Below are 24,645 nucleotides of genomic sequence, written 5' to 3'. Positions count from 1 at the left end.
CCGCTACATTTTGGCAAATTGTATAAATGACGGAGGTGTCCGCCGGTGATAGTCATGACAGGAGCCTTCTTCGGGGCTGCTGTCATTGCGTTCCCATTGGTCAAACGCCTCGGTCGCAACGGGTTCTTCTTTCTTGCGTTGGTGCCGCTCGCCGGGTTGATCCTCAGCCTGGCCAAGGCTCCCGCCATCGTCGGGTCTGCAGGCTCACCGTGGGTCGAGAGCATGGGCTGGCTGCCGGCACTCGGTCTCGACGGCATCTTCCGCCTCGACGAACTCTCCTGGATCATGAGTCTCTTGGTCACCGGCGTCGGGGCCCTCGTCTTCGTCTACTGTGCTCGCTACTTCCCGCCCGATGAGCCGGGGTTGGCCCGGTTCGCCGGGGTCTTCATGGCCTTCGCTGGAATGATGTATGGGCTCGTCCTCGCCGATGAGCTCCTCATGCTCTACCTGTTCTGGGAGGGCACCACGGTCTTCTCCTACCTCCTCATCGGCCACAGCCAGTCCCGTCGCCGCTCCCGACAGGCCGCACTGCAGGCACTCATCGTCACCACAGCCGGCGGACTCGCCATGCTCGTGGGCATGATCCTGCTGATGTCAGCGACCGGAACGGGCCAGATCTCTGCGCTCATGGAGCGCGCGAGCCTCGGCCTGGACACCGGGCCCATCATCGTCACGGCCGTGATCCTCATTCTCGTCGGCGCAGTCTCGAAGTCTGCACTCATTCCCTTCCATTTCTGGCTCCCTGGTGCCATGGCCGCACCGACCCCGGTCAGTGCCTACCTGCATGCGGCAGCGATGGTCAAAGCAGGAATCTACCTCGTCCTGCGCTTAGCGCCGGGCTACCACGCGCTGCCCGGATGGTCGGAGACCCTGCTCACGCTGGGTCTGCTCACCATGTTCATCGGCGGCTGGCAGGCCCTCAAGCAGACCGACCTCAAACTTCTGCTCGCCTTCGGCACGGTGTCCCAACTCGGGTTCCTCACGACGATGGCCTCCTTCGGCACGCCCGACATCACAAAAGCCGCGTTGGCGATGCTCATCGCGCACGCGCTGTTCAAGGCCTGCCTGTTCCTCTGCGTGGGCATCATCGACCATCGTGCGGGCACGCGTGACCTGACGAAGCTCTCCGGAGGCTGGAAGGCATTCCCCATCGTGGCAGTCTGCGCCACCATCGCCGCCGCGTCGATGGCGGGCCTGCCGCCGCTGTTCGGCTTCGTCGCCAAGGAAGCCGTCTATTCGACTCTGCTGTCCTCACCAGACAAGGCCTCGATCATCGCGCTGATCGGCATCATGATCGGCTCGATGCTCACCGTGGCCTACTCGGCTCGGTTCGTCTGGGGCGCGTTCTCGAGCAAAGACGGCGTCGACGACATCGCCCGCCGCGACGAGAAGATCACACTGATCATCTCCCCGATCGTGCTCACCGTCCTCACCGTGGGGCTGGGCCCCGCAGCCGGCTTCATCGACGGCTGCTTCGCAGCCTGGACCTCGACGTTGCCAGTCATCGACTCACGCGACGGCGACTACCATCTGGCACTGTGGCACGGACTCGAACCGGCGCTGGCACTGTCTGCGGTCACGATCGCCGTCGGCCTCCTTCTCTTCTTCGTCCGCGACTCCTTCGCCAAGGTCCAATCGACACTGCCCTCCGGTCTGGACTTCCACGACCTCTACAGCAAGCTGATCAGCTGGATGGAGAAGCTGGCACTGTGGGTCACCTCCCGCACCCAGCGGGGCTCGCTGCCGTTCTACCAGAGCGTGATCTACCTCGTCCTGGTCGCAGGCATCGGCCTCGCCGTGATCTCAAACGACACCTGGAACATCGAATTCAAACTCGTCGACACCCCACTCGACTTCATTGTCGCCGCGGTCCTCATCATCGTCGCGGTCGCAGCGACCCGGGCCAAGAAGCGTTTCACAGCCGTGGTCGTCACCGGAATCTCGGGCTATGCCATGGTCGCCTACTTCGCCTTCGTCGGCGCACCGGACCTGGCTCTGACCCAGGTTCTCGTAGAGACCATCACGATCGTCGTCTTCGTTCTCGTCCTGCGCCGGCTTCCGGCCCGGATCGGTCAGAGCACCGGACGCTTCACCCCGGCCTGGCGCGCCATCATCGGTGCCGCCGTCGGAGTGACCATGATGTTCGTCGTGCTCATCGCCGCCGGCGTCCGTGTCAGCGACCCGGTGTCCGTGGACTTCGGCCAGCTCGCCTATGAAGTCGGCCACGGCAAGAACATCGTCAATGTGACCCTCGTCGACATCCGCGTCTGGGACACCCTCGGAGAGATCTCGGTCCTCGTCGCAGCCGGCACCGGAATCGCAGGACTGATCTTCGTCCGCGGACGCGAAGGACATCTCCATCGCTTCGTCTCCCGCCGCGACGGTACCGAACTGCAGGGGCGCGTGCGATTCCAACCGGTCCCCGAGGAGGTCGGCAACTTCCACGACCCCGGGCGCGAGGATGTGACGCAGCGCCGGATCTCCTGGCTCATCGCCGGACGCACACTGGCCCCACGCAACCGATCCATCATCCTCGAGGTCACCGCCCGGCTGATCTTCCACGCGGTCCTCATCTTCTCCCTCTACCTCCTGTTCGCCGGCCACAACGAGCCCGGCGGCGGTTTCGCCGGTGGGCTCGTTGCCGGTCTGGCGCTGGTCGTGCGCTACCTCGCCGGTGGCAAGTTCGAACTTGCCGAGGCCGCCCGCTTCACCCCGTCGGGCATGCTGGGAACCGGAATGATCATGGCCGTGCTCACGGGTGTCGGCGGTTGGATCTGGGGCGACACCGTGTTCAAGTCCGTCTACCTCGAAGGCGACGTTCCGGTGCTCGGGCATCTGTCGTTCGGAACCTCGACACTATTCGACATCGGCGTCTACCTCATCGTCGTCGGGCTCATGCTCGACATTCTGAGGTCGTTGGGCGCAGAGGTGGACCTGCACCAGGAGCGTGACGAAATGGTGCTGACCAAACGGCTCAACCAGTCTTATAACCTGTCGGAGACCTTCAGTGCCGAGGCGGAACAAAACGCCGTCTCCTCGATCCTCGACCGTGTCAACCACCTCGATGTGGACAACGGCGCCGAAGGGGGACGGCTATGACTCTGCCCTTCATCATGGTGCTGGCGATGGGGTTCCTCTTCGCCTGCGGCATCTACCTGATGCTCGAACGCTCACTGACCCGTGTGCTGCTGGGCTTCATCCTCCTGGGCAACGGCGTCAACCTCCTCATCATCCTCACCGCAGGCAGGGGAGCCCCACCGCTGACCGACGGGCAGAACCTGTCCACATTGGGCATGTCCGATCCGCTGCCACAGGCGCTCATCCTCACGGCCATCGTCATCACATTCGCCGTCACAGCGTTCCTGCTCGCCATGATCTATCGCTCCTGGCGATTGGTTCGAGCTGATTCGCTGGAGGACGACACCGCCGACCTGCAGGTGGCGATCACGAAGATGATCGACTCCGAGGCGGAGGCGAGCACGGACTACGACGACACCGAGTTCGGTGATGAGGCCGAGAGTCCCATCACCGGCGCCGTCGATCTCGACGACGACGGCACGCCTCATGAGCGTGAGGCCGCCGAGGACATCGCGAGCAAGGGCGCAAACAGCGCGCGCATCGGCAGGACCGGGACCACCTCGGCGAACAAGAGCGGCAAAGGCTCCGATGGAACCGAGACAGAGGAGAATATATGATCGATCTCCTTCCCGTGCTTGTGCCGCTGCCTGTCCTCCTGCCCCTCATCGGTGCCGGGCTGGCGCTGGTGCTGTCGAAGTACTCGCGGGCGCAGAACATCGTGTCGATCCTGATCCTCAGTGCGGTCATGATCATCTCGCTCATCATGCTCTTCGGCATCGACGCCCACGGTCCGCAGGTCGTGGCCATCGGCGGGTGGCAGCCGCCGGCTGGAATCGTGCTCGTCGCCGACAGGCTCTCCTCGCTCATGCTCGTCGTGTCCTCCCTGGTCACCCTGTGCGTGCTCGTCTACGCACTGAGCCAGGACGCCAACGACGACTCGAACGAGACCCCGATCTCCGTGTTCAACCCCAGCTATCTGGTGCTGTGCGCGGGTGTCGCCAACGCCTTTCTCGCCGGTGACCTGTTCAACCTCTACGTCGGCTTCGAAATGTTCCTCGTCGCCTCCTACGTGCTGCTGACACTGGGCGCCACTGCCGAGCGCATCAGGGCGGGCGTGACCTACGTCGTCATCTCCCTCGTGTCCTCGGTCATCTTCCTGGCAGCGATCGGCGTCATCTACTCTGCGACCGGAACAGTGAACATCGCGCAGCTGTCCGAGCGGCTCAGCGAACTGCCGTTGGATGTGCAGATGATCCTGCATGTCCTCTTGCTCATCGGCTTCGGCATCAAGGCCGCGATCTTCCCGCTGTCCTTCTGGTTGCCCGACTCCTATCCGACCGCTCCGGCGCCGGTGACCGCGGTCTTCGCGGGCCTGCTGACGAAGGTCGGCATCTATGCGATCATCCGCACCGAGACGCTTCTGTTCGCCGAGTCCTCCCTGCGAGTGCCGCTCCTGATAGCGGCAGCATTGACGATGGTGGTCGGAATCTTAGGCGCGATCGCCCAGTCGGAGATCAAGAGGATTGTGTCCTTCACCCTCGTCTCCCACATCGGCTACATGCTCTTCGGCGTGGCTCTGGGGACGACTGTCGGGCTCTCTGCCGCGATCTACTACACGGTCCACCACATCATCGTCCAAACCGCGCTGTTCCTGGCCATAGGAATGGTGGAAATGCGAGGTGGGTCAACCTCGACACGGTCTTTGGGTGGGCTCATGGTGCTCTCACCGGCACTGTCGATCATCTTCTTCATCCCTGCCCTCAACCTCTCAGGCATCCCGCCGTTCTCCGGGTTCATCGGCAAGGTCGCGCTCTTCGCCGCCGGTTTCTCCGACCATGACTGGCTCGCTGTCTCCCTCATCGCCGCCGGTACGGTGACCAGCCTGCTCACCCTCTACGTCATCGGACGTACCTTCAACCTGGCCTTCTGGCGCGACCCCGCGGATGCAGAGGAGCCGAACGAGGAACTCGTCGCAGAGTTCGCCGAACGCAGGAAGGCCAAGCTCGCGGGCAAGCCCTGGAAGTCGCAGATCGGCGTGCCGGGATCGATGTTCGCGGCCACCACGATGGTCGTAGTTGCTTCGATCGTTCTCACGGTCTTCGCCGCCCCACTGTGGGACCTGTCGGACCGTGCCGCGGAGAATCTGCAATCACCGGTGAGCTATGTGACGAATGTGCTCGGAGGTGATGATTCGTGAGCAAGGGCAGACCGCGCCGGATGGCGAAGGGGCGAAGCTTCGTCCAGCAGCTCGTGCTGGTGTTCTTCCTCGTGGTGCTGTGGGTGATGCTCTGGGACTCCGTGTCGATCATGCACATCCTCACCGGCGTCGTCCTCGCCCTTGTCGTGACCCGAGTGTTCTACCTGCCGCCGGTGGTGCTGTCAGGCCGCTTCAACATCATCCACGCCCTCAACTACGGGCTGTGGTTCCTGTACTCACTCTTTCAGGCCTCTGTCGAGGTCGCCTGGTTCGCTTTCCGTTCTCGCGCGGTGGGCTCCGGATCGGTCATCGCCTGTGACCTGCGCACGAGCTCGGATCTGCTGATGACGCTCGTGGCCGACACCGCCAGCCTCATCCCGGGGTCGATCATCATCGACAGCGATCGGGCGCTGGGCATCCTGTACCTGCACGTCCTCGACTGCGATTCCGAGGAGAAGATCATCTCTGCCAAGGAGCAGGTCTATCACATCGAAGAGCTGCTCATCCGGGCGCTCGGATCGCACCGGGACCTCGCCGCGCTGAAGGCGTACCCCAACCCGATGGCCGACGACGACGGAGGTGCTCGATGAGTCAGATCGTGCTCGATGCCCTCGTCGTCGTGGCCTCGGTGCTGCTGGCCGCCTCGGCGATCATGGCCCTCTACCGCATTGTCCGGGGGCCCTCGATTCTCGACCGCATGATCGCCACCGACGTCGTTCTGGCCTCGATTATGTGCGGTCTGGGCGGGTTCATGGCGTTGTCCGGCCGTACGGATCTCCTGCCCGTGCTCGTCGTGCTGGCGATGCTCGGTTTCGTCGGATCCGTCAGCGTCTCCCGGTACGTGTCGAAGTCCGATTCCATGACCCCCGGCGCCGAGGTCGGCTCGCTCAGTGACTTCTCCAGCTCCGATTGGCACATGCCCAAGGAATCAGCCGATGATGGCCAGAGCGAGGCCGGGACCCGCCGGCAGGAAGAGTCCGAGGACGGTGAGGAGTGGCCCGATGACGTGGCCCGCGGAATCTCCGATGTCGCCGACGGCCCCGACGCCATCACCGTGCAAGAAGGCGAAGAGCCCGTGACAGTGGGCCTTGACCAGGGAACCGATCCCGACGCCGAAGGCCTGGGGACGGGGCCCGACTCGGGGTCGGAGGACTCCGACGACGGTGAACGCACCGGACCCGAGCCCGATGAGAACGAAGGGGGACGCCGATGATCCTCGACATCATCTCTGCGGTGCTCATCCTCCTCGGCGGGGTGCTGTCCCTGGCCGCAGCGTTGGGTCTGCTGCGCTTCGGCGATCTCCTCTCACGCATGCACGCCAGTGCAAAGCCCCAGGTCCTGGGGCTGATTGTGGTGGCTGTTGCGATCGCGATCCAATACCCGACATGGGCGACGGTGACGACGCTGGCGATCATCATCTCCTTCCAGCTCGTCACGATCCCCGTGGCCACGCACATGGTGGGGCGCGCCGGTTATCGCACCAAACACCTGCGTCGTTCTATGCTGTACCGAGATGAACTCGCCGAGGCGGTCGATCGGGCAGAGGCCCGAGAACTCGCATGGGAACGCAGAAAAGGAATCGGAACGGACCACAATGACGGCTGATGATCAGCAAGAACCCCAGCCCTTGGTGCTGGTTGCCGATGACGAACCCGATGTGCTCGGCGCCGTTGTCCCCTTCCTCGAACGTTCCGGGTTCCGGGTGCTCGCCGCCAGTGATGGTCTGCTGGCCCTCGACGAGATCCACCGGCACAATCCCGACGTCTGTGTCCTCGACGTGCTCATGCCCGGTGCCGATGGCAGACAGGTTCTGCGACGGCTGCGCCAGGAGGAGAACTGGGTCCCGGTTCTGCTGCTGACCCAGGTTGGAGAGGCCGTCGAGCGGGCAATGGCGCTCGAAGAGGGTGCCGACGACTACCTCAACAAACCCTTCGACCCGCACGAGCTCGTGGCACGCATCCGCGCAGTGCTGCGTCGGACTCGCACAGACGGACCACCCCTGGCCACTGCTCCCGTGCTGGTCTCGAGCTTCGGTCTGCGCGTCGATCGTGTGGGCAGACGCGCTTGGATGGGCACTCGCGAACTGGTCATCACCCCTAAGGGCTTCACCCTGTTGGAATACCTTATGGTCCACAAGGACGAACTCATCGAACGTTCCCGTCTGCTCGAGATCCTGTGGGGCTTCGAAGAGGCTGTGGGCACCCGTGCTGTGGATTCCCGTGTCGCCGAACTGCGCCGTGTCCTCGGAGAGGACGCCGCCGAACCTCGGTGGATCGCCACCGTGCAGGGTCGGGGTTATCGATTCGTCGGTGAGGTCCGAGGCGAAGAGGGTCAGAGGACCATATGACGAACTTTCTGGTCTTCGAGATCCAGATCTGGCTGTTCCTGCTTCTGCTGGTCCTCGTGTTGGCAGGCGTGGCCGTCGGTGCGTACTTCGGCTGGAGGCATCTGCGCACACGTGAGGCCGCGCTGCGGGAATCAATCGAGACAGCTGCGAGCGAGGACTCCCTGGCCAAACGCAATCGGATGCTCATTCGTCTGGACCACGAGCTGAAGAACCCGCTCACCGCGCTGCGCACCTCCGCCGCGAGCATCCGCGACGTCGTCCGCGAGGGTGGCTCCATCACCGAGGTCGAAGCATCAGCCAAACAGGTCGACGTCTCCTCGCGGCGAGTCGCGCGTCTTCTGGCCGACCTGCGCAAACTCGCCGACGTCGAGACCCGCATCATCGAATACTCCCGAGTCGATCTCGATCGGCTCATCCATCAGGCCGTCGACGATGCCTCCACAGCACCAGGCGCCGAAGATCGCATGATCGTGGCCACGGTCGCCCGTGCTCCCTGGCGTCTGCCCGACGTCGCCGGTGAGGAAGATCTGCTGCTCACAGCGATCCTCAATCTGTTGGGCAATGCGCTCAAGTACTCCTCTCAGGCCGAAGTCGTCGAACTGCGTGCCAATGAGCAGGTCATCGACAGCCACCGGTGGGTCGTCGTCGAGGTGGCCGACACAGGCAGCGGCATACCTCTGACCGAGCAGGAGCAGGTCTGGGACGAGCTCTCGCGCGGTTCACGTGTCCGTGCGGTTGCCGGCTCCGGCATGGGACTGTCACTGGTCAGGGCGATCGTGACCCGCCACGGCGGTTCGGTGCAGCTGTTCAGCCAGGAGGGTGTGGGCACCTCGGTGCGCATGGTGCTGCCGGTGCTCGACGACGCCGCGCAGGTGACCGTGCCGCCGATGGCCGATCATGTCGGGCATGCCGCGGCCGGATCTCTTCCGGTCCAGCCAGTGCAGCTCCCCGCTTCGGGGCAGACCCCCGGATTCCTACCCCCCAGGCAACCCAACGAGGCCGAGCTTCAGGGACGGATCCTGGGCTCTCCGCGAAGAACCTCGAAACGGCGCCTCGAACGCGTCGACGGCAACCTCGTCCACCGTTCGACCGGAGAATCGCTGAGCGGCGGGTTCCCACCGGACTCCGGTCAGCACTCCCAGTTCAAGCCGGGGCCAGGTGTAGCTCGCGGACCGGTGAGTCCACCGTCGACGCCGCAGCCAGGCCCCCACCCCGGACCCCAGTCGGGGCCTGTGCAGGGTTTCGGTGGTCCGCAGCCGGGACCGCAGCACCCCCCGGAGCACCCACCGCAGATGCAAGAGCTCGATGCGGCACAGCAGCCACAGAGCCGCCGTGAGCTGCGGTCGAGGAATGAACGGTGAAGAGACATGCTGCGAAGGCGCGAACGGTCGTGACAGGAGCGGCACTGCTCAGCCTCGCCCTCAGTGGCTGCTCTGCTCTGCAGATCCGCACTGCGGAACGGGATTCTGGCCCCGTGAGCGTGGCTGTGCACGAAAAGGCCGGCGAGAACCCCACCACCCCACCCCCTGATGACGGAATTCCCGACGGGATGAAGGAAGTCTCGGTCAACCTCGGCGCCGAATGCCCGGTCGACGTCAGCGTTGCGATGACAGATGACTGGTCGGAGGCATCGGCCAGCGAGGAGTTCCACTCGTTCTCCCGCGGCACCTCCATCGCCGACAACGACACGATCCTCATCACCTGCACCAAGGGCTACGACGAGTCTCCGCAGTCGATTGTCGATGCGAAGAAGAAATACACGTTCTCGGAGCCGGACTCCTCGGTGATCTCTCAACGCACAGGCAGCCTTGCGGCCGGATCCTACTGGTCCTTCCAAGGTGTGCTCGGCCCGACGGAGATCTTCGCGATCAACCAGGAGCCGACCGTCATGTACGGGGCCCGGATCGGGTACAAGACCAATGGGCGCCTCGTCGACATCGGTGTCGAGATGCGCGCTCTCGAATCGGACACGGAAGCCGCAGAAGAGTTCAAGAAGATGCTGCCCACGGTCACCATCGACGATGAGTTGGTTCCCGCGCCGAGATTCAAATAGACGTTTGCCGGCCCGAACATCGCCGATGATCCTAGGATGGGATCATGACGATCAACGACGCTGTGACTGCTCTCCTCGATGCCCGCCGACTACAAGGCCTCCTGACGAACCGGAACGGCCGTGTCATCGCCCAGTATTCCTTCCTCAACGCCGAGGGCAGCACCTACCTCTCCCACCTGGCTGACATCGGCGGGGCGAGTCCGCGCCGAATCACCCGTGGTGATCAGTCCATCGGCGCGGCCGCGATCGGTGAGACCGGAACGATCTACTTCGCGGCCAAACGCACCGGTGAAGACGGCAAGGACGCCGCGAGCCCGAGCCTCTGGGCCCTGCCGGAGACCGGGGAGTCGCGCAAGCTGGCCGACCACGACGGTGGGTTCACCCGGATCGACGTCAAAGGTCAGTCCATGCTCGTGCAGTTCCCCGTCCACACCTGGGCCGCGAACGAAGACGAACACCGGGAGTTCAGCCAGGAACGCAGTGATTCAAAGGTCAGCGGCATCCTGCACTCCGGCTTCCCCATCCGCCGTTGGGACCACGACCTGGGACCAAGGCGAGAGAGACTCGCAATCGCAGACCTGAACACAGTCACCGACGAGTTCGACGAGGACCTCGCTGCGAACGTCACGGCAGACACTGCCAGTTTCGACACGACCACTTCAGATGCGACCACTCCCGACACCATCAGTTCCAGTGAAGCATCGAGGACCGCAGCGTCCACCGGACTCACCTTTCGCTATCTTGAGCTGCCACCCGGTCGCCTCGTCGACTGGGCCGTCGACGAGGAAGCGCAATTCGTCCTCATCCAGGTCGAGAAGCCGATCCCCGGTCAGCTCGAGGCCAGTGAGATCTGGCAGATCGACTTACACAAGCATGGCGCACCTCGGCTGCTGGTCGAGGCTGCCGCCGATCACGCATACAGCATCGATGCCATCAGCCCCGACGGAACCCGTGCGCTGCTCACACGGGAGCAGTTCTGGACGTCGACGACCAATCTTCGTGCCACACTCACGCTCCTCAACCTCGACACAGGGTCATTGAAGACGGTGTGGCCCGAGGCCGACCACTGGTTCGATCCCGTCTGGGCCGATGATTCGACGATCGTGGCGACCGCCGACGATCACGGGCGAGGCAGCGTCTTCATCGGTGATGTCAACGATGAACAGCCTCGGCGGCTGGTGGGCGGTCCGGGCCAGAAATATGCCTTTGCCGGACTGCAGGTGCAGGGACTCACGGTCGTGGCAATTGCCTCGGCGATCGACGTCGCACCTCTGCCCATCACCATCGACCTGGTCTCGGGCCAGATCAGCGAGCTCGCCAACCCGGGCAGCGTCATCGACGCGTCGGGCACCCTCACCGAGGTGGCCGCCGTTGGTGACGACGGCACAGAGGTGCGAGCCTGGCTGGCTCTGCCCGACGGGGAAGGACCGTTCCCACTCGTCGTGTTCGCCCACGGCGGGCCTTGGGGTTCCTGGAACTCCTGGACGTATCGGTGGAACCCGGGACCGTTCACCGCAGCCGGATACGCGGTGCTGCTGCCGGATCCGGCGATCTCCACCGGCTACGGTCAGTCGATGATCGACCGCGGTCAGCAGGAGCTGGGCGGGGCACCGTTCACGGACATCCTCGCACTCACCGATGCAGCAATCGAGAGGCCCGACATCGACGCAGAGCGCACCGCGCTGGCTGGCGGATCCTATGGCGGATATATGGCGAACTGGGTGGCCGGGCACACCGGTGACCGGTTCACCTGCATCATCACGCACGCCTCCCTGTGGAACACGACGTCGATGGGCCGGACCACGGACAACGCCTCCTGGGATGTGGCCATGCGGAAGCAGTCGGGGACGTATTCGCCGCACCTGTTCGCCGACAGGATCGAGGTGCCGATGCTCGTCATCCATGGCGACAAGGACTACCGGGTGCCGATCGGGCAGGGACAGGAACTCTGGTACGACCTGCTGACCGTCTCGAAGACACCCCTGGACGCAGAGGGGCTCACACAGCACCGCTTCCTGTACTTCCCCGATGAGGGCCACTGGGTGGCCGGTCGCGGCAACGCCGAGGTCTGGTACCGCACGGTCCTGGCGTTCCTCGACAGGCACGTCCTCGACATCGACGCCCAACGCGCCCGCACTCTGGGGTGAAGGCGGAAGTCGGACCGATGACGATTGACAACGCCCAGGTGAACACCAGGACGCCCGCGGACACGATCATCCACAACGCCATCATCCTCGACGGCGATCCGGCCGGTTTCGCCCTGGAATCGGCCGATGACTGGCTCGCCGAGGCCGGCGGTACCGTCATCGCCCGCGGCCGCGGTTCGGGCTGGCAGGAGCTGAGCACCTCGCCGAGGGTGAGGACCATCGACGCAGGAGGAGCATACCTGGCCCCCGCCTATGTCGACATCCACTGCCACGGGGCCGGAGGGTCGAGTGCCGAAGACGGGGAAGCCGGACTCGATGAGGTGCTCGCAGTCCACCGTCGACACGGAACCCGGGCGCTCGCACTCTCCTTCGTCTCGGACACGATCGCCGGCCTCTGTGAATCCCTGACCACTGGAGCCAGGCTGGTGAGGCAGAGGCCTGGCGTGCTCGGCCTGCACGCCGAAGGGCCGTTCCTGTCCCCGGACTTCAAGGGTGCACACGCACCCGAAGTGCTGACGTCGCCCACCCCGGAGGCGGTCGAATCGATACTCACGGCTGCTGACGGAACGCTGGCCCAGATCACGATCGCTCCTGAACTGCCCGGTGCACTCGACGCGATCTCACGGTTCGCCTCGGCGGGGGTGAGCGTGGCCATCGGGCACACCGCGGCCGGCTATGAGGAAGCGGCACGGGCCTTCGACGCGGGCGCGAGCATCCTCACCCACACGTTCAACGCGATGCCCGGCATTCACCACCGCGCACCTGGTCCGATCCTCGCCGCCGTCGACGCAGGACACGTCACGCTCGAACTCATCAACGACGGAGTGCATGTGGCGGCGCCACCTGCGCGAATGCTGACGAGGCTGGTGCCCGGGCGGATCGCACTGATCACCGATGCCATGGCCGCGACGGGGATGGCCGACGGGCGATACATGCTCGGATCGCTGCCGGTGCAGGTCGACGATTCCGTGGCACGCCTGCTGGGCGAGAACGGTTCGACCGGATCGATTGCCGGCTCCACCCTGACCATGGATGAAGCGGTGATGAGGGCAGTCACCGAGGTGGGCATGAGCCCGCTTGAAGCGGTCCGGGCCGCGAGCCTGGTGCCGCTGCGGGCACTGGGGCTCATCGCCGAAGACGAGCACAGTCTGCTGCGAGTCGGAACGCCCGCTGACTACCTGCTGCTGAACGCGGACATGAGCATCCAGGCTGAGAACATGGCACGATAGGAGACATGGATGCCCTGCTCCTCATCGACACTGACGACGCCAGTTACACCTCCGACGATCACGCCGAGATCTTAGTCGACATCGTCGGCCGCACTCGCACAGTCGGCGGTGTTCTCATATTCGCCTCGACGAAGGACGAACTCGTCGACGTCGACGATGAGGAACTGTCCATCTTCGTACCCGACGAGGAAGACCTCGTACTGCGCTCGGAGAAGCCCGACGTCTTCGACGGCATCCGCGACCTGGCCCCGGGCCTCCACGACATGGGCGTTGACCGCATCGTCATCGCCGGTGGGGACGTGAGCACAGTCGGAACGTCCGGCGACGCGGATGGCCCGGAAGACGTGGACTCCTCTGACGGCCCGGACACGGCAGACGCCACAGACGGTCCGGACACTGCGGACGACGTGGACACAACAGAGGCCTCTGACGGCGCTGGCACGTCTGACGTCACTGGCGCCGGCGAGCTGCCGGGATCTGTGCGCGCCTCGGCGATGGCCGCACTCGTCTGCAACTTCGACGTCATCGTCCTCTCCGACGCAGTGATCGACCCCGACGGCCGGCCGGTGACCTGGCTGGACGAGGCCGAAGAAGCCGGAGCCATGATCAAGAAGACCGCTGACACCTGGCTGAGGATGTAACCTCTGAGGGCACTGACCGGCTCAGCTCGGGTGATGACCGGTTCCACTCTGGCGTTGTCGGCCATCTTAGTTCTACACTGAGTAGAAGTGTTGAGTCTCCTGAGACTCAGTCGCGAAGTCGTTCGCGTGAGCAGCCCAAGGAGAGGAGAGGCATGACCGGGTCGAACAAGTCGATTCGTGCTCTCTTCGCCGCCCTCATGACGACCCTGCTGGCTGTGCTCATGCACGTCGGCGCCGGCGGCACGGCCTCTCCCCTCGGCATCGTGATCGTCTTCGTCTTCGCCCTGTGGGCCGCAATGATCCTCGCTGGCCGTCGCCTCGGATATCTGGCACTGGGGTCACTGCTCGGTCTCGGTCAGATCCTCATGCACCTGTCGATGGGCTGGTTCACTGCCGCACCCACCTCCACTGGTGCTGCGATGACCGGAACAGCCATGGGCCACCAGCACCTGAACCATGGAACCGGCGCCCTCGACCTGGGCCAGGGCGCGCCGATGGCGCACTTGGCGGGGGACGGGTCGAGCGCGAGTCTGGCCATGGTGCTCGCTCACGCCGCCGCAGTCATCGCCACCGCAGTGGCCCTCAAGCGCGGCGAAGACATCATCCTCACCATCCTGCAGCTGGCACTCGGGCCGGTGGCCACCGCACTCCGGGCACTCGCCGAGGCGGTCGGCATCCTGGCCGACTTCCATGCCCGACCCGGCCAGGGCGAGTTCCATCTGCCGCAGGCCATCACCTCCGCCGTCGTCGGCCCCAACTACCGACGCGGACCGCCCGCTCTCGTCTGAGTTCAGAACTTCACCAGCGACGGATACACCGCCGCCCCACACATCATTGGTGACAGCCGAACATCGTCGTCGACGAACTGTACCGTGCGACCGGGTACCCAAGTGCCCAACTGCCCGAAACGTCCTGGGGGCCCGAGTGCCTGAAGGGTTCGTGTGCTCGAGCACCCGAATACGCCCGGGACTCTTGCCGCAATACACGTCACGACTCGTGCCCGGCTGCACCGAGACACCGAAAGTGCAGACGAAATGCGAAAGAACCCCACCTTGATGGCCACCCTGTCCATTGCCGCCATGATCGGGCTCAGCGCCTGCGGCCAGAGCCAGGCGAACGAACCCGAAACCAAGAGCGAAACCCAGGTCGGCGCCCATTCACTCAGCCTCGACAACTCCTGGGTCAAGGCAGCCGACGACGGCATGACCGCTGTATTCGGCGAACTGCAGAACACCAGTGATGAGGACATCAACCTCGTCTCGGCCAAATACGATGACGCCGATGAGGTCCAACTCCACGAAACTCTCGAGAACAGCTCGGGAGGCATGTCGATGCAGGAGAAGAAGGACGGCTTCACGATCCCTGCGGGCAGATCCCTGAGTCTCAAACCCGGTGGCGACCACATCATGGTCATGGGCTTGGCGAAGCCGATCAAACCAGGAGAAGAGATCTCTCTCGACCTCGTCACCGCCGATCAGCAGACCATCCCGGTGACCGCCGTCGCCAAGGACTACTCGGGAGCGCAGGAGAACTACGCACCGGGCGAAGCCGACGACGAGGGCGACGGAGCTGGCGCCGACCACACGGATATGGAACACGGGGTTATGGGCCACGGCCAGAAGGATCACGGCGAGATGGACCATGGGGATCACGGTGACCACTGAGCCCCAACCTGAGCACTCTGGTCACAGTGATCACACCGACACCACAGGCAAGCCATCTGCAGGTCCCGCACCGCGGCCTCATGGCTTCAGCCGCCGGCGCCTCATCGCGTCGGCGGCTGCGGCGGGAGGGACGGGTGTCGTCGGCGCCGTCGCAGGCTTCGGCGTGGGGCGCTCCGGTGCCGAAGACCGTGCTGAGGCCGAGCCGTCCCGGGATCTCACCGGGGCCAACGGTCCGGCCACCGTACCCTTCTATGGTCCTCACCAGTCGGGGGTCGAAACTCCTCCTCAGGCTCATGCGCACTTCCTCGCATTGACGCTGAAACCCGGCATCAAAGCCGCCGATGTGGTCCGCTGGCTGCGACTACTCACCGCCGATGCTGCCGCCCTGACCCAGGGCAGCGGCCCACTTGCCGACTCCGAACCCGAGCTTGCCTCCGATCCGGCTCGCCTGACTGTCACCTTCGGATTCGGACGGGGGCTCGTCGAATTGGCGGGTGGGAAATCTGTGCCGAAATGGTTGGGTCCGCTGGAGAAGTTCCCAATCGACGATCTCGACTCCGACCGGTGCACCGGGGATCTGCTCCTGCAGATCTGCGGTGATGATCCGCTGACCTTGGCACATGCCTGGCGGATGCTGTGGAAGGATTCCCGGAATTTCGCCGAGGTGGCCTGGCAGAGAGACGGGTTCCGTCGTTCCTATGGCAGCCAGGGGGAGGGGAAGACCCAACGGAACCTCTTCGGGCAGTTGGACGGGACGGCCAATCCGGGGCCGGGATCCGAGGACTTCGCACGTCTCGTCTGGGGGCAGAGCACTGGCCGGAAGGACGCTGTGCACTCCGCGCGCGGGGAACCGCCGGCCAACCTCGGCGCTCATCTGCCTGAATGGATGCGTGGGGGAACGACCCTTGTGCTGCGCGATATCGCGATGAACCTCGACACCTGGGACAAAGCTGACCGACCAGCACGTGAGTTCGCGACGGGACGGACCCTCGATAAGGGTGCACCGCTGTCAGGAACTGACGAGTTCGATGCTCCCGACTTCACCGCAGTGGACAAGCGGGGCCTGACGAAGATCTCGGCGGCCTCGCATGTGGCCAGGGCTCGTGATGGGTTGGGCCCGGAAACGCAGATCCACCGGCGCACGTTCAACTATGAGACGGGTGCGGGGCAAGGTGCAGGACTGCTGTTCGCATCGTTTCAGGCCGATATCGAGAGGCAGTACCTGCCGATCCAACGCCGCCTCGCCGAGGTGGATCTGCTCAATGAGTGGACGACGCCGATCGGGTCGAGTGTGTGGGCGATTCCGCCGGGGATCAAAGAGGGGGAGTACATCGGGCAGAGCCTCTTCGAGGGCTGATTCTCACGAAGCGCTGGCTGCGCCGGGGTTGCTCAGAACAGTGTTGGGGGAAGCGCATTCTCGAACTCGAGCAGCCAGCGCTTCGTGTCCAGTGCGTTGCCTCGGCGGCCACCGGAATAGCCGCCCAGCCCGTCGCTGGCCACGACGCGATGGCAGGCGATGACCACAGGAAGGGGGTTCATCCCCATGATGCTGCCGATCCCTCGTGCGTGGATTCCGGCCCCGCTTCGCCGGGCGAGCTCGCCGTAGGTCACGGTGGTGCCAGGCTCGACCGTTTCATCGAGGGTAGTCAGCACCCTGCGTGCAGTTTCAGAGATCTGGCCCAGATTCAGGGGCAGATCGAAGGCTCTCAGGGTTCCGTCGAAGTAGGCGCGGAGCTGTCGAAGTGCTTCGGTGAGAAGAGGGTCGGAGGCATCGGTGCTCGAGTCGATTCCGATATCGGTTCCGGGGCAGATTTCGGGTTCGGTGTCGATGGCGGCGTTGCCCACAGGCCTGGCATCGGGTTCACACCACTCGACGCGGACGATGGCCAATCCGTTGCTGGAGACGGTGATGGGGCCGACGGGTGTGGTCACCGTGGCCTTGACCATCACGCACCTCCTCCACCCCGTCGAATCAGCAACATCAGCTCTTAAGGCTTCCGGAGTCTGCCGAGCCCGTCACAGACAACTTAGCGCACGCGGAGGGATCGGTCGAGAGTGCCACAGGACCCTCAGAGCCAGACAGCCAAACTTGTGAGCATGCCTGTTGGGAAGTCTGTGACGAAGCGTCTCAGCGCAGAAGATGAGGGAGTGTCGCAGACAATCGTCTGCAACACTCCCTCATCTCGCTATCTTTAGGCTCAGCCAGTTGCTTGGCTGTCATTCGACCCAGCGGTCGGATGGCTCAATTACTTGGCGAGCTCGCCCTTCTTCCACGTGTCGACGAAGTCCGGGTTGTCCTTCAGCCATTCGGCAACGGCCTTCTCGTGGTCCTTGCCGTTGTAGTGGTCCTCGGAGAACATGAGGTTCTCGAGGCTGGCCAGGTGGTCATCGTCGAGGACGAGGTTCTGCAGCAGCTGTGAGACGTAGGGGTGCTGATCTGCCGCATCCTTGCCGGAGAAGCTGTAGATCCTCTCGGCGTCTCCCATAGCACCCTTCGGGTCCTTGAGGTCACGAACGGGGAAAGCATCGTAGGCCCAGTGCGGACGCCACAGGGTCACGGCCACGTTCTCGTCAGCATCGGTCGATTTCTTCAGCTGTGCCAACATGGCTGGAGTCGACGAGATCTTGTAATCGAGATTGTCGAGACCGTATTCAGGAATCGCCTCTTCCTTCGTGGTCTTCGTCAGACCCGCGCCGGCCTCAATTCCATAGAGCGTGTTGTTGTACTCGTCTCCCATGTCCTTGAGGTCACCGATGGTTTTGGCCGGTGAGTCCTCGTTGACGGCGATGGTGAGTTTCGCATTGTCATACCAGCAGCCGTGATCGACAAGATCGTCGCCGAACTGCTCGATGTAATTGGCGTGCGTCAGCGGCAGCCAACCATCGGTGAAGAAGTCGATATCCCCCTGAGCCACACCGGTGAACATCGGTCCGGCATCGAGTTCATCGGTCTTGACCTTGTAACCGTCGTCTTCAAGGACGTTCTTGAGCAGGTAGATGGTGGCATAGGACTCATCCCAGCCGTTGAAGATTCCGAGCGAGACGTCCTTGTTGTCGTCGCTGGTCCCAGCGACGTCCTTCGAGCCGTCGCCCGGTTTGCAGTCGGACCAGTCCCGGTCCCCTGCCTTGGTCTCGTCGCCGCCGCCGGCAGGTTCACCACCCGAGTTGGAAGCACCGCAGGCAGTAAGAGCGAGGGCGCTGGCGGCGAGGATTCCGCCGAGCTTGGTCAATGTTGTCGTTTTCATGAGTTTCTCCTTTGTTGCTTGAACTGCATGGATCAGGAAGATGCTGCTTCGGCCTTTCGGGCCCGTTCAATGGGTGTTCTCTGCCCCAGCGCGGCCGTGACTCGATCGAGGAAGATTGCTACGACGACCACTGCCAGGCCTGCTTCGACGGCGAGTGGCACGTTGAGTGAGCTGATTCCGCCGACGACGGCACCACCGAGACCACCAGCACCGACCATGCCGGCGAGGACGACCATCGACAGTGCGAGCATGATGACCTGGTTGACGCCGGCCATGATCGTCGGCATCGCCAGAGGGATCTGAATCTTGCCGAGGATGTGTCCCGGTGATGCACCGAAGGCCTGGCCGGCCTCGACCACTTCGGAGTTGACCTGGCGGATCGCCAGCTCGGTGAGGCGGACGCCGGGCGGCAGCGCGAAGATGATCGTCGCGATCGCGCCTGGAGTCTGACCGATGCCGAACATGAGGATCGCCGGCACTAGGTAGGCCAGGGCCGGCATCGACTGCATGAAGTCGAGGACGGGTTTGACCACGGTCGAGACCCAGCTGACCTTCGCAGACAAAATGCCGAGAGGGATGGCGATGAGCAGCGCGACGATGACTGCGACGATGACCAGCGCAAGCGTTGACATCGTGTTGTCCCACTGATCGAGGGCGCGAACGAAGTAGAAGCCGATGAGTGTGAACACCGCGACCTTCCACCCGGCCGAGAAATGGGCGATGACCGCCAAGATCAGGATCATCACGAGGTAGATGGGCGAAGAGAAGGCCATATACAGAAAGTCGTACAGGCCCCCGAGAACCAGGTTGATGAAATCGAGCAGCCATTGGAACGTGCTCGTGAACCAGTCGAGAAAACTGCTGACCCAGCTACCGAGCGGAAGCCGGGGATTCATGAAGTCCATCAGAGGTTCCTCCCTTCAGGATTGTTGGAATCTCCTGTGATGTCGCTGCCTGCTTCTGCCACAGCGCCGGCGACGGCACTCGGGGTGTTCTGCTCATTCTCGAATGCTGCAGCTTCGTCGTTATCCGATGCTCCGGCAGTCGGCGATTCGAGGAGCGGCTCAGGCGCATCCGCGACGGTCGGGATCTCGCCCGTCGACGGTCCGGGATCGGCCATTGAGTTGAGCAGTGCGACGCGGGGGATGATCCCGAGAAGCCGGCTGTTGTCATCGACAACCGTCAGCGGCACCTTGGCCGTGGAGCTGGGCGCGAAGAGCTCAGAAATCGGAGTGTCGGGGCGAACCGTATACAGGTCTGTCTTCTCGACGATCTCATGAATCGTCTGGTGGCCCTCGCGCACGGCTTTGACTACAGCTCGGTCGCTGATCAGCCCCAACACCGTTCTGCTGTCATCGAGGACGAGGAGACCGGAGGAGTTGTTGTCCTCCAGCGTCTTCATCGCCAGACGTGGTCCCGAATCGATGTTGATCGTCGCCTTTGTCTCGCGCATGATCGACGAGGCGGTCAGGACACGGGTGCGGTCGACGTCCTGGACGAACTCTGCGATGTAGTCGTCAGCCGGCTCGGTGAGGATCTCTTCCGCGGTGCCGATCTGTACGATGCGTCCGTCACGCATGACGGCGATTCGATCACCGAGGAACATCGCCTCGTTGAGATCGTGGGTGATGAAGATGATTGTCTTGTTCAGACGCGATTGGAGCTCGACCAGCTGTTCCTGCATTTCGCGCCTGATCAGAGGGTCCAGGGCAGAGAAAGCCTCGTCCATGAGCAGGATGTCTGTTTCGGCCGCGAGTGCGCGCGCCAGACCGACGCGCTGCTGCATGCCGCCGGACAGCTGCTGCGGATATTTGTCTCCCCAGCCGTCGAGGCCGACGGCTTTCAGCCATTCTTCGGCCTTCTCCAAGCGCTTCGCCTTGGGAATGCCCTGGACCTCCAACGAGTACGCTGCATTCTCGCGCACAGTCCGGTGAGGTAGCAACGCGAAGTGTTGGAACACCATCGAGACGTGCTTCCCGCGCACCTCGCGCAGGGTGGACGCATCGGCCTTGGCGATATCTGTTCCGAGGACCTCGACGGATCCTGCTGTGGTCGGCCACAGTCCGTTCAGGGTGCGGATCAGGGTCGATTTGCCGGAACCGGACAGTCCCATGACTACAAAGATTTCACCGGCTTCGACCTCAAAGCTCGCGTCGATCACAGCCGCCATGCCCAGCTTGGTCAGGTCATTGCGATCTGCGCCCTCGTCGAGGCGTTTGACGACCTCATTCTGGCGCTTACCGAAGACCTTGTAAACGTGTGATGCTTTGACAACGCTCACGCTTTTCCTCCTTACATTCTTGACTCTCCGCAAGAACGAGAGGCTGCACCCCCGTTTTGCGATGCGGTTGTGGTCGGTCCGAACTGGGTCGATCGCTCACTAGCCTCACCGCACACGGATATCTCACTACTCATTGTAGATTTGTTCAGAGTTTTCGGCAGTAGTTTTGTCGATAGAACGCGGAGTGGCGGACTTGACGACCCCTCTGACCTGGGATGATGTGCAAACAGGCGTTACTTGATTGTTACAAACTATGCTTGAGGCACATAGGTATGGCCTTATCCGATTTGTTACATGATGGCGACTGTTGATGTGGAACAAGGCTGTCAGCTCTTCGAAGAGAACCCGCTGCGGCCCAGGGGACACTCAGGAAGCAGCACTCAGGAACCCGATGATCTCGGGGTTGACCACCTCGGCGAACTCTTCGAAGAAGCCGTGCCGACCACTGGGGCAGATGAGGATCCGGGAGCCCGGAATGCGCTCATGCAGCAGGCGTGCGTTCTCGACGGGATTCATCAGGTCGTCGTCGCCGTGGACGATGAGCGTCGGAGCAGTGATCTGCGGCAGGCGGTCCCAGGCATTGTGTCCGGCGCTGATGCGCAGATGCGCCGCGGACTCCTGAGTGGTCATCGTGTCATCGCCGAGCAGTTTGCTGTACCTCGGGGCCACCGTCCAGCTCGGGGTGTAGAACAGCGAGAACAGGTACTGGGTGTGTTCGCGACCGCGCAGTCGTGCCAAGGACTGACCCACCTCCCGGGGCCGTTTGACGGAATTCGGCCCTCCGGGCGTCGTGCACCCCAGAGCAAGTGCGCTGACGCGGTCGGGGAAGTTCAATGCCAGCATCTGAGCGATGCGCCCACCCATCGACGTTCCGTAGACGGCAGCGCGTGTGATGCCCATATGGTCAAGAACCTCGACGGCATCGGCTGCGAAGCTGGCAGTCGAGAGTTCGGTCAGTTCGCCGCGGCTGCCGCCGGTGCCGCGGTAGTCGAAGGTGACGGTGCGAAACTGGGGCTCGAAGTCCGAGCGCAATTCGTCCCACCATTCGTGAGAGTTCGACTGCCCTTGGAGGAGGAGCAGGGCCGGTGCCTCGGGTGGGCCGCTGACCTGGATCGTGAGCGGGAAGCCGTCGCGCGTGATGATGGTGAGCTGGTCCCTGGTCTCCACGTGGTGTTCCTCTTCCCTGGTGCGGGGCCCCAGCATCTAGGCTTGGGCCATGAAGCAATTGCCGTTCCTCAATGATGCCGCAGGCCACCGGGTTGCTGTCGATTCGCGGCGCCCGGCCATCATCGTTCCTGTCCAAGCAACTGCACCCGAGGAGATCGCACGGCAGTGCAGGGCCATCACCGATGCCGGAGTCGTCGACGTCATCGAATGGCGCATCGATCCCGTGCTCGCCAGTATCGCGGAAGAGTGCCGTGCGGGGTCCCGCGCGGCTGCTCCCCAGGAGTTCGCCGAGGCGGTTCTGGGCTTGGCCGCGCACGTGAGCACGGCAGGGCTTCCGGTGCTCATCACCTTGCGGACGGGGTTCGAGGGCGGTAGTGCCGATGTGAGCGAAGACGTCTACACAGAGATTCTCACGACAATCATCACCGGGCTGTCTGAATCGTCCGGACTGTCTGGAGCGTCCGGGCCGGCGATCCCGACTGCAGGAACTACGTGGGCCCTCGATGTCGAAATCGATCGCAGAGGTGCGGCAGAGCTCATCGACATGGCGCACGACCGGGGGCTGTCGGTGGTGGCCTCACACCACAATTTCGCCCGAACGGACTCGGCCGAGTCATTGGCAGCTACGTTCACCACGATGGCTGCGGCTGGGGCAGATGTGGCGAAGATTGCGATGATGCCGGTGACCCGTGCGGATGTCGCGGAGCTCCTGCGGGCTACCGCACTCGCGGAGGAGGCTCTTGCGGTTCCCGTACTCGGAATCTCGATGGGTCAGCTGGGCAGGACCAGTCGGGTCATGGGCGCGGATTTCGGAAGCTGCGCAACGTTTGCGCAGCTGGGGGAGTCGTCGGCACCCGGCCAGATCGCTGTTGTGGATCTGGCCGGGATTGTCGACCGGCTCTACGGCTGAGTGATCAGCGAGGCTGTCTGGTCGGCGGTGCTGAACGATCAGTGGTGCCGACTGGTCAGTCGACGTCTTCTTCGATCGGCTTGCGGAACTTCTTGGGCAGAGCCTCGTCGCCGAAGCTGTTGCGCACTGCGCTGGTGGCAATACGCTGCACGACGAGCCGAGCCACGGCGACACCGACGCCGGAGACGATGGTCCAGGCCAGGGCCTCGGACATCGAGATCTCGTCATCGACGGGGTTGTTCGGTGCGGGACGTTTGGTCGACTTCTCCCAAGCGAAGGTCAACGCCTTGCGAGCCGCGAATGTTGCCACGATGGGCGCTCCGACGCCGATGACCTGCCATGCGAGCTTTCCCATGCTCGTGTCCTTTCGTTAGACGCTGTGCCTGCGACGATGATCTGTCGCGCAGATGTCGCTGGGGTGCGAATCCGTACGTGACCACACTAGCGCAGGCGATCCACTCATACGCAGGAGGCAGAACTTCATACTTTCGAGGGATGTGCGGGGCTCACGCGACCGGTAGAGTGAAGCTTCAGTGCACGAGGGGAGCAGGGATGCTCAGCAAATGGAAAGTCACGGTCATCACCGGGCTGTTCGTCTTCGGCGCGCTGAGCTTCATTCTGGGGCTTTTCCCCTTGCTCGCTGAGATCTTCTGGATTCTGTGGTTCGCGGGCTGCGGCGCATGCATCCGCGCGTTGGTCCTGACGGTGGTCGTGCCGTCTCATCGGCCCACAGCGAACCGACGCGAAGCGGGCCGGTCGGCAGCGGATCCGACCGATGGCGTCAACCGGCCATGATCAGCGTCTGAAGCTCCGCCGTAAGTTTCTCGTCCCGCGGGATCGGGTTCCCGTCCAGCTGGATGAGTGACACGGCCGTGCGCATCGAGGACACATACCAAGCGCCATCGGCCTCGATCACGTCGTTGAGGCCGAAGTCCGCATATTCGGCACTGAGTCCGAGCTCTGCAGCATGGTCGAAGACCAGCCGCTGGGCCGTCCCCGACAGCAGGCCTGCTTCCGGGGGCGGTGTGAGGAGGCGCTCGCCTCGTCGAATGATGAGGTTGGATGTCGGACCCTCGAGGACGACGCCATCATGGGAGACGAACAGGGCCTCATCTGCACCCTGCTCCGCCGCATGCCTGCCGGCAGCCTGGTTGACCGCATAGGACAAGGTCTTGGCTCCTATGAGCAGCCAGGGTGCCTTACCTCCAAGGTAGGCGTCGTAGCCACGATCGAGGCTGACGGCGGAGATGCCCTGTGCTCGTGCTCGCCTGATCTTTTCGTCGACGGGTACGTTGAATGCCCACCCCCGAGGGCTCTGGCTTCCGTCTGAGTTCTGGGTGCCGCGTGAAAGTGCGTAGCGGACCCCGAACTCGGTGATGGTCGGATCCTTTGCGCGCACCTCGGAGATCACGGTGTCGAGGCCGCGGTCCCACAGTTCCGGTTCCGGATCGGGCAGACCCAGCGCCGAGGCGGACGCGCGGAATCGTGCGAAATGGCGATCATGAGATACCACGGTTACTCCACCGCTGATGCGCACGAGAACGGTTTCGAAGATGCCGTCGCCACGATGTGCCGACAGATCCGTGACGGGAAGCTGCGGGGAACCGAGATCGGCCACCTCGACGGTGGACGCGGCAGGGTTGATGAGGACAAGGGCATCGGTCATACCGACAGTCTAGGTTCTCG

General features: G+C 63.6%; 24 protein-coding genes. 17 read left to right on the top strand and 7 right to left on the bottom strand.

The window, feature by feature from the left end; all coding sequences use genetic code 11:
• Nucleotides 1-54 precede the first annotated feature (54 nt).
• The 15 genes from AAFP32_RS15620 (at nt 55) to AAFP32_RS15550 (ending at nt 16,713) form a co-directional block, all read left to right on the top strand.
• On the top strand, nt 55-3,099 hold the full coding sequence (locus AAFP32_RS15620; protein WP_350269910.1) for a Na+/H+ antiporter subunit A: 3,045 nt from the start codon (nt 55-57) through the stop codon (nt 3,097-3,099).
• Nucleotides 3,096-3,695 carry a Na(+)/H(+) antiporter subunit C gene (locus AAFP32_RS15615; RefSeq protein ID WP_350269909.1) on the top strand — a complete coding sequence of 200 codons (600 nt, stop codon included), beginning with the start codon at nt 3,096-3,098 and terminating at the stop codon, nt 3,693-3,695. The genes AAFP32_RS15620 and AAFP32_RS15615 overlap by 4 nt, the downstream gene beginning before the upstream one ends.
• Nucleotides 3,692-5,275 carry a Na+/H+ antiporter subunit D gene (locus AAFP32_RS15610; RefSeq protein WP_350269908.1) on the top strand — a complete coding sequence of 528 codons (1,584 nt, stop codon included), beginning with the start codon at nt 3,692-3,694 and terminating at the stop codon, nt 5,273-5,275. The genes AAFP32_RS15615 and AAFP32_RS15610 overlap by 4 nt, the downstream gene beginning before the upstream one ends.
• The gene (locus tag AAFP32_RS15605) at nt 5,272-5,865 is read left to right on the top strand and encodes a Na+/H+ antiporter subunit E (RefSeq protein WP_350269907.1); all 594 of its coding nucleotides are present in this window, start codon (nt 5,272-5,274) and stop codon (nt 5,863-5,865) included. The genes AAFP32_RS15610 and AAFP32_RS15605 overlap by 4 nt, the downstream gene beginning before the upstream one ends.
• Nucleotides 5,862-6,488, top strand: a complete 627-nt coding sequence (locus tag AAFP32_RS15600) for a monovalent cation/H+ antiporter complex subunit F (RefSeq protein ID WP_350269906.1) — start codon at nt 5,862-5,864, stop codon at nt 6,486-6,488. Before AAFP32_RS15605 ends, AAFP32_RS15600 begins: the two co-directional genes overlap by 4 nt.
• Nucleotides 6,485-6,880: a monovalent cation/H(+) antiporter subunit G gene (gene mnhG, locus AAFP32_RS15595; protein ID WP_101620544.1), complete on the top strand. Its 396-nt coding sequence runs from the start codon at nt 6,485-6,487 to the stop codon at nt 6,878-6,880. The genes AAFP32_RS15600 and mnhG overlap by 4 nt, the downstream gene beginning before the upstream one ends.
• Complete coding sequence (locus tag AAFP32_RS15590; protein WP_350269905.1) at nt 6,870-7,622, top strand: response regulator transcription factor; 753 nt, start codon at nt 6,870-6,872, stop codon at nt 7,620-7,622. Before mnhG ends, AAFP32_RS15590 begins: the two co-directional genes overlap by 11 nt.
• Entirely contained in the window at nt 7,619-8,983 is a 1,365-nt protein-coding gene (locus AAFP32_RS15585) for a HAMP domain-containing sensor histidine kinase (RefSeq protein ID WP_350269904.1), read from the top strand. Before AAFP32_RS15590 ends, AAFP32_RS15585 begins: the two co-directional genes overlap by 4 nt.
• Nucleotides 8,980-9,675 carry a hypothetical protein gene (locus AAFP32_RS15580; RefSeq protein WP_350269903.1) on the top strand — a complete coding sequence of 232 codons (696 nt, stop codon included), beginning with the start codon at nt 8,980-8,982 and terminating at the stop codon, nt 9,673-9,675. Before AAFP32_RS15585 ends, AAFP32_RS15580 begins: the two co-directional genes overlap by 4 nt.
• 44 nt (nt 9,676-9,719) lie before the next feature.
• The gene (locus AAFP32_RS15575) at nt 9,720-11,822 is read left to right on the top strand and encodes a S9 family peptidase (protein ID WP_350269902.1); all 2,103 of its coding nucleotides are present in this window, start codon (nt 9,720-9,722) and stop codon (nt 11,820-11,822) included.
• A 17-nt stretch (nt 11,823-11,839) separates the two neighbouring features.
• Entirely contained in the window at nt 11,840-13,051 is a 1,212-nt protein-coding gene (locus AAFP32_RS15570) for an N-acetylglucosamine-6-phosphate deacetylase (protein WP_350269901.1), read from the top strand.
• Between the two features lie 5 nt (nt 13,052-13,056).
• Complete coding sequence (locus AAFP32_RS15565) at nt 13,057-13,692, top strand: hypothetical protein (protein ID WP_350269900.1); 636 nt, start codon at nt 13,057-13,059, stop codon at nt 13,690-13,692.
• Nucleotides 13,693-13,844: 152 nt separating this feature from the next.
• Nucleotides 13,845-14,480 carry a hypothetical protein gene (locus tag AAFP32_RS15560; protein ID WP_350269899.1) on the top strand — a complete coding sequence of 212 codons (636 nt, stop codon included), beginning with the start codon at nt 13,845-13,847 and terminating at the stop codon, nt 14,478-14,480.
• A 246-nt stretch (nt 14,481-14,726) separates the two neighbouring features.
• Nucleotides 14,727-15,356, top strand: coding sequence for a copper chaperone PCu(A)C (locus AAFP32_RS15555; protein WP_350269898.1), 630 nt, complete (start codon nt 14,727-14,729; stop codon nt 15,354-15,356).
• 103 nt (nt 15,357-15,459) lie between these two features.
• Nucleotides 15,460-16,713: a Dyp-type peroxidase gene (locus tag AAFP32_RS15550; protein WP_420883405.1), complete on the top strand. Its 1,254-nt coding sequence runs from the start codon at nt 15,460-15,462 to the stop codon at nt 16,711-16,713.
• Between the two features lie 32 nt (nt 16,714-16,745).
• On the opposite strand, the gene AAFP32_RS15545 is transcribed toward AAFP32_RS15550, so the two are convergent.
• The 5 genes from AAFP32_RS15545 to AAFP32_RS15525 form a co-directional block, all read right to left on the bottom strand.
• Nucleotides 16,746-17,303, bottom strand: coding sequence for a methylated-DNA--[protein]-cysteine S-methyltransferase (locus tag AAFP32_RS15545; protein ID WP_350269896.1), 558 nt, complete (start codon nt 17,301-17,303; stop codon nt 16,746-16,748).
• A 299-nt stretch (nt 17,304-17,602) separates the two neighbouring features.
• Nucleotides 17,603-18,601: a glycine betaine ABC transporter substrate-binding protein gene (locus AAFP32_RS15540; RefSeq protein ID WP_350269895.1), complete on the bottom strand. Its 999-nt coding sequence runs from the start codon at nt 18,599-18,601 to the stop codon at nt 17,603-17,605.
• 32 nt (nt 18,602-18,633) lie between these two features.
• On the bottom strand, nt 18,634-19,506 hold the full coding sequence (locus AAFP32_RS15535) for an ABC transporter permease (protein WP_350269894.1): 873 nt from the start codon (nt 19,504-19,506) through the stop codon (nt 18,634-18,636).
• Nucleotides 19,506-20,882, bottom strand: a complete 1,377-nt coding sequence (locus tag AAFP32_RS15530) for a glycine betaine/L-proline ABC transporter ATP-binding protein (RefSeq protein WP_350269893.1) — start codon at nt 20,880-20,882, stop codon at nt 19,506-19,508. The genes AAFP32_RS15535 and AAFP32_RS15530 overlap by 1 nt, the downstream gene beginning before the upstream one ends.
• Nucleotides 20,883-21,248: 366 nt before the next feature.
• Nucleotides 21,249-22,049 carry an alpha/beta hydrolase gene (locus tag AAFP32_RS15525; RefSeq protein ID WP_350269892.1) on the bottom strand — a complete coding sequence of 267 codons (801 nt, stop codon included), beginning with the start codon at nt 22,047-22,049 and terminating at the stop codon, nt 21,249-21,251.
• Nucleotides 22,050-22,098: 49 nt separating this feature from the next.
• On the opposite strand from AAFP32_RS15525, the gene AAFP32_RS15520 reads away from it, so the two are divergent.
• Nucleotides 22,099-22,959 (top strand): type I 3-dehydroquinate dehydratase, encoded by an 861-nt coding sequence (locus tag AAFP32_RS15520; protein WP_350269891.1) that lies wholly within the window; start codon nt 22,099-22,101, stop codon nt 22,957-22,959.
• Nucleotides 22,960-23,014: 55 nt separating this feature from the next.
• Here the strand turns inward: AAFP32_RS15520 and AAFP32_RS15515 are convergent, their stop codons facing one another.
• Nucleotides 23,015-23,314: a DUF4235 domain-containing protein gene (locus AAFP32_RS15515; RefSeq protein ID WP_101620558.1), complete on the bottom strand. Its 300-nt coding sequence runs from the start codon at nt 23,312-23,314 to the stop codon at nt 23,015-23,017.
• Nucleotides 23,315-23,511: 197 nt separating this feature from the next.
• Here AAFP32_RS15515 and AAFP32_RS15510 point away from each other — a divergent pair, with 197 nt between their 5' ends.
• Complete coding sequence (locus tag AAFP32_RS15510; RefSeq protein WP_350269890.1) at nt 23,512-23,754, top strand: hypothetical protein; 243 nt, start codon at nt 23,512-23,514, stop codon at nt 23,752-23,754.
• Here AAFP32_RS15510 and AAFP32_RS15505 read toward each other — a convergent pair.
• A complete protein-coding gene (locus AAFP32_RS15505) occupies nt 23,741-24,625 on the bottom strand; it encodes an aminotransferase class IV (protein ID WP_350269889.1) in 885 nt (294 codons plus the stop codon). The genes AAFP32_RS15510 and AAFP32_RS15505 overlap by 14 nt on opposite strands.
• Nucleotides 24,626-24,645 lie beyond the last annotated feature (20 nt).

The sequence above is a fragment of the Brevibacterium sp. CBA3109 genome (assembly GCF_040256645.1).
GTDB lineage: Bacteria > Actinomycetota > Actinomycetes > Actinomycetales > Brevibacteriaceae > Brevibacterium > Brevibacterium koreense.
The sequence above is the reverse complement of the archived record's forward strand: the minus strand, read 5'-3'. Positions and strand labels throughout refer to the sequence as shown.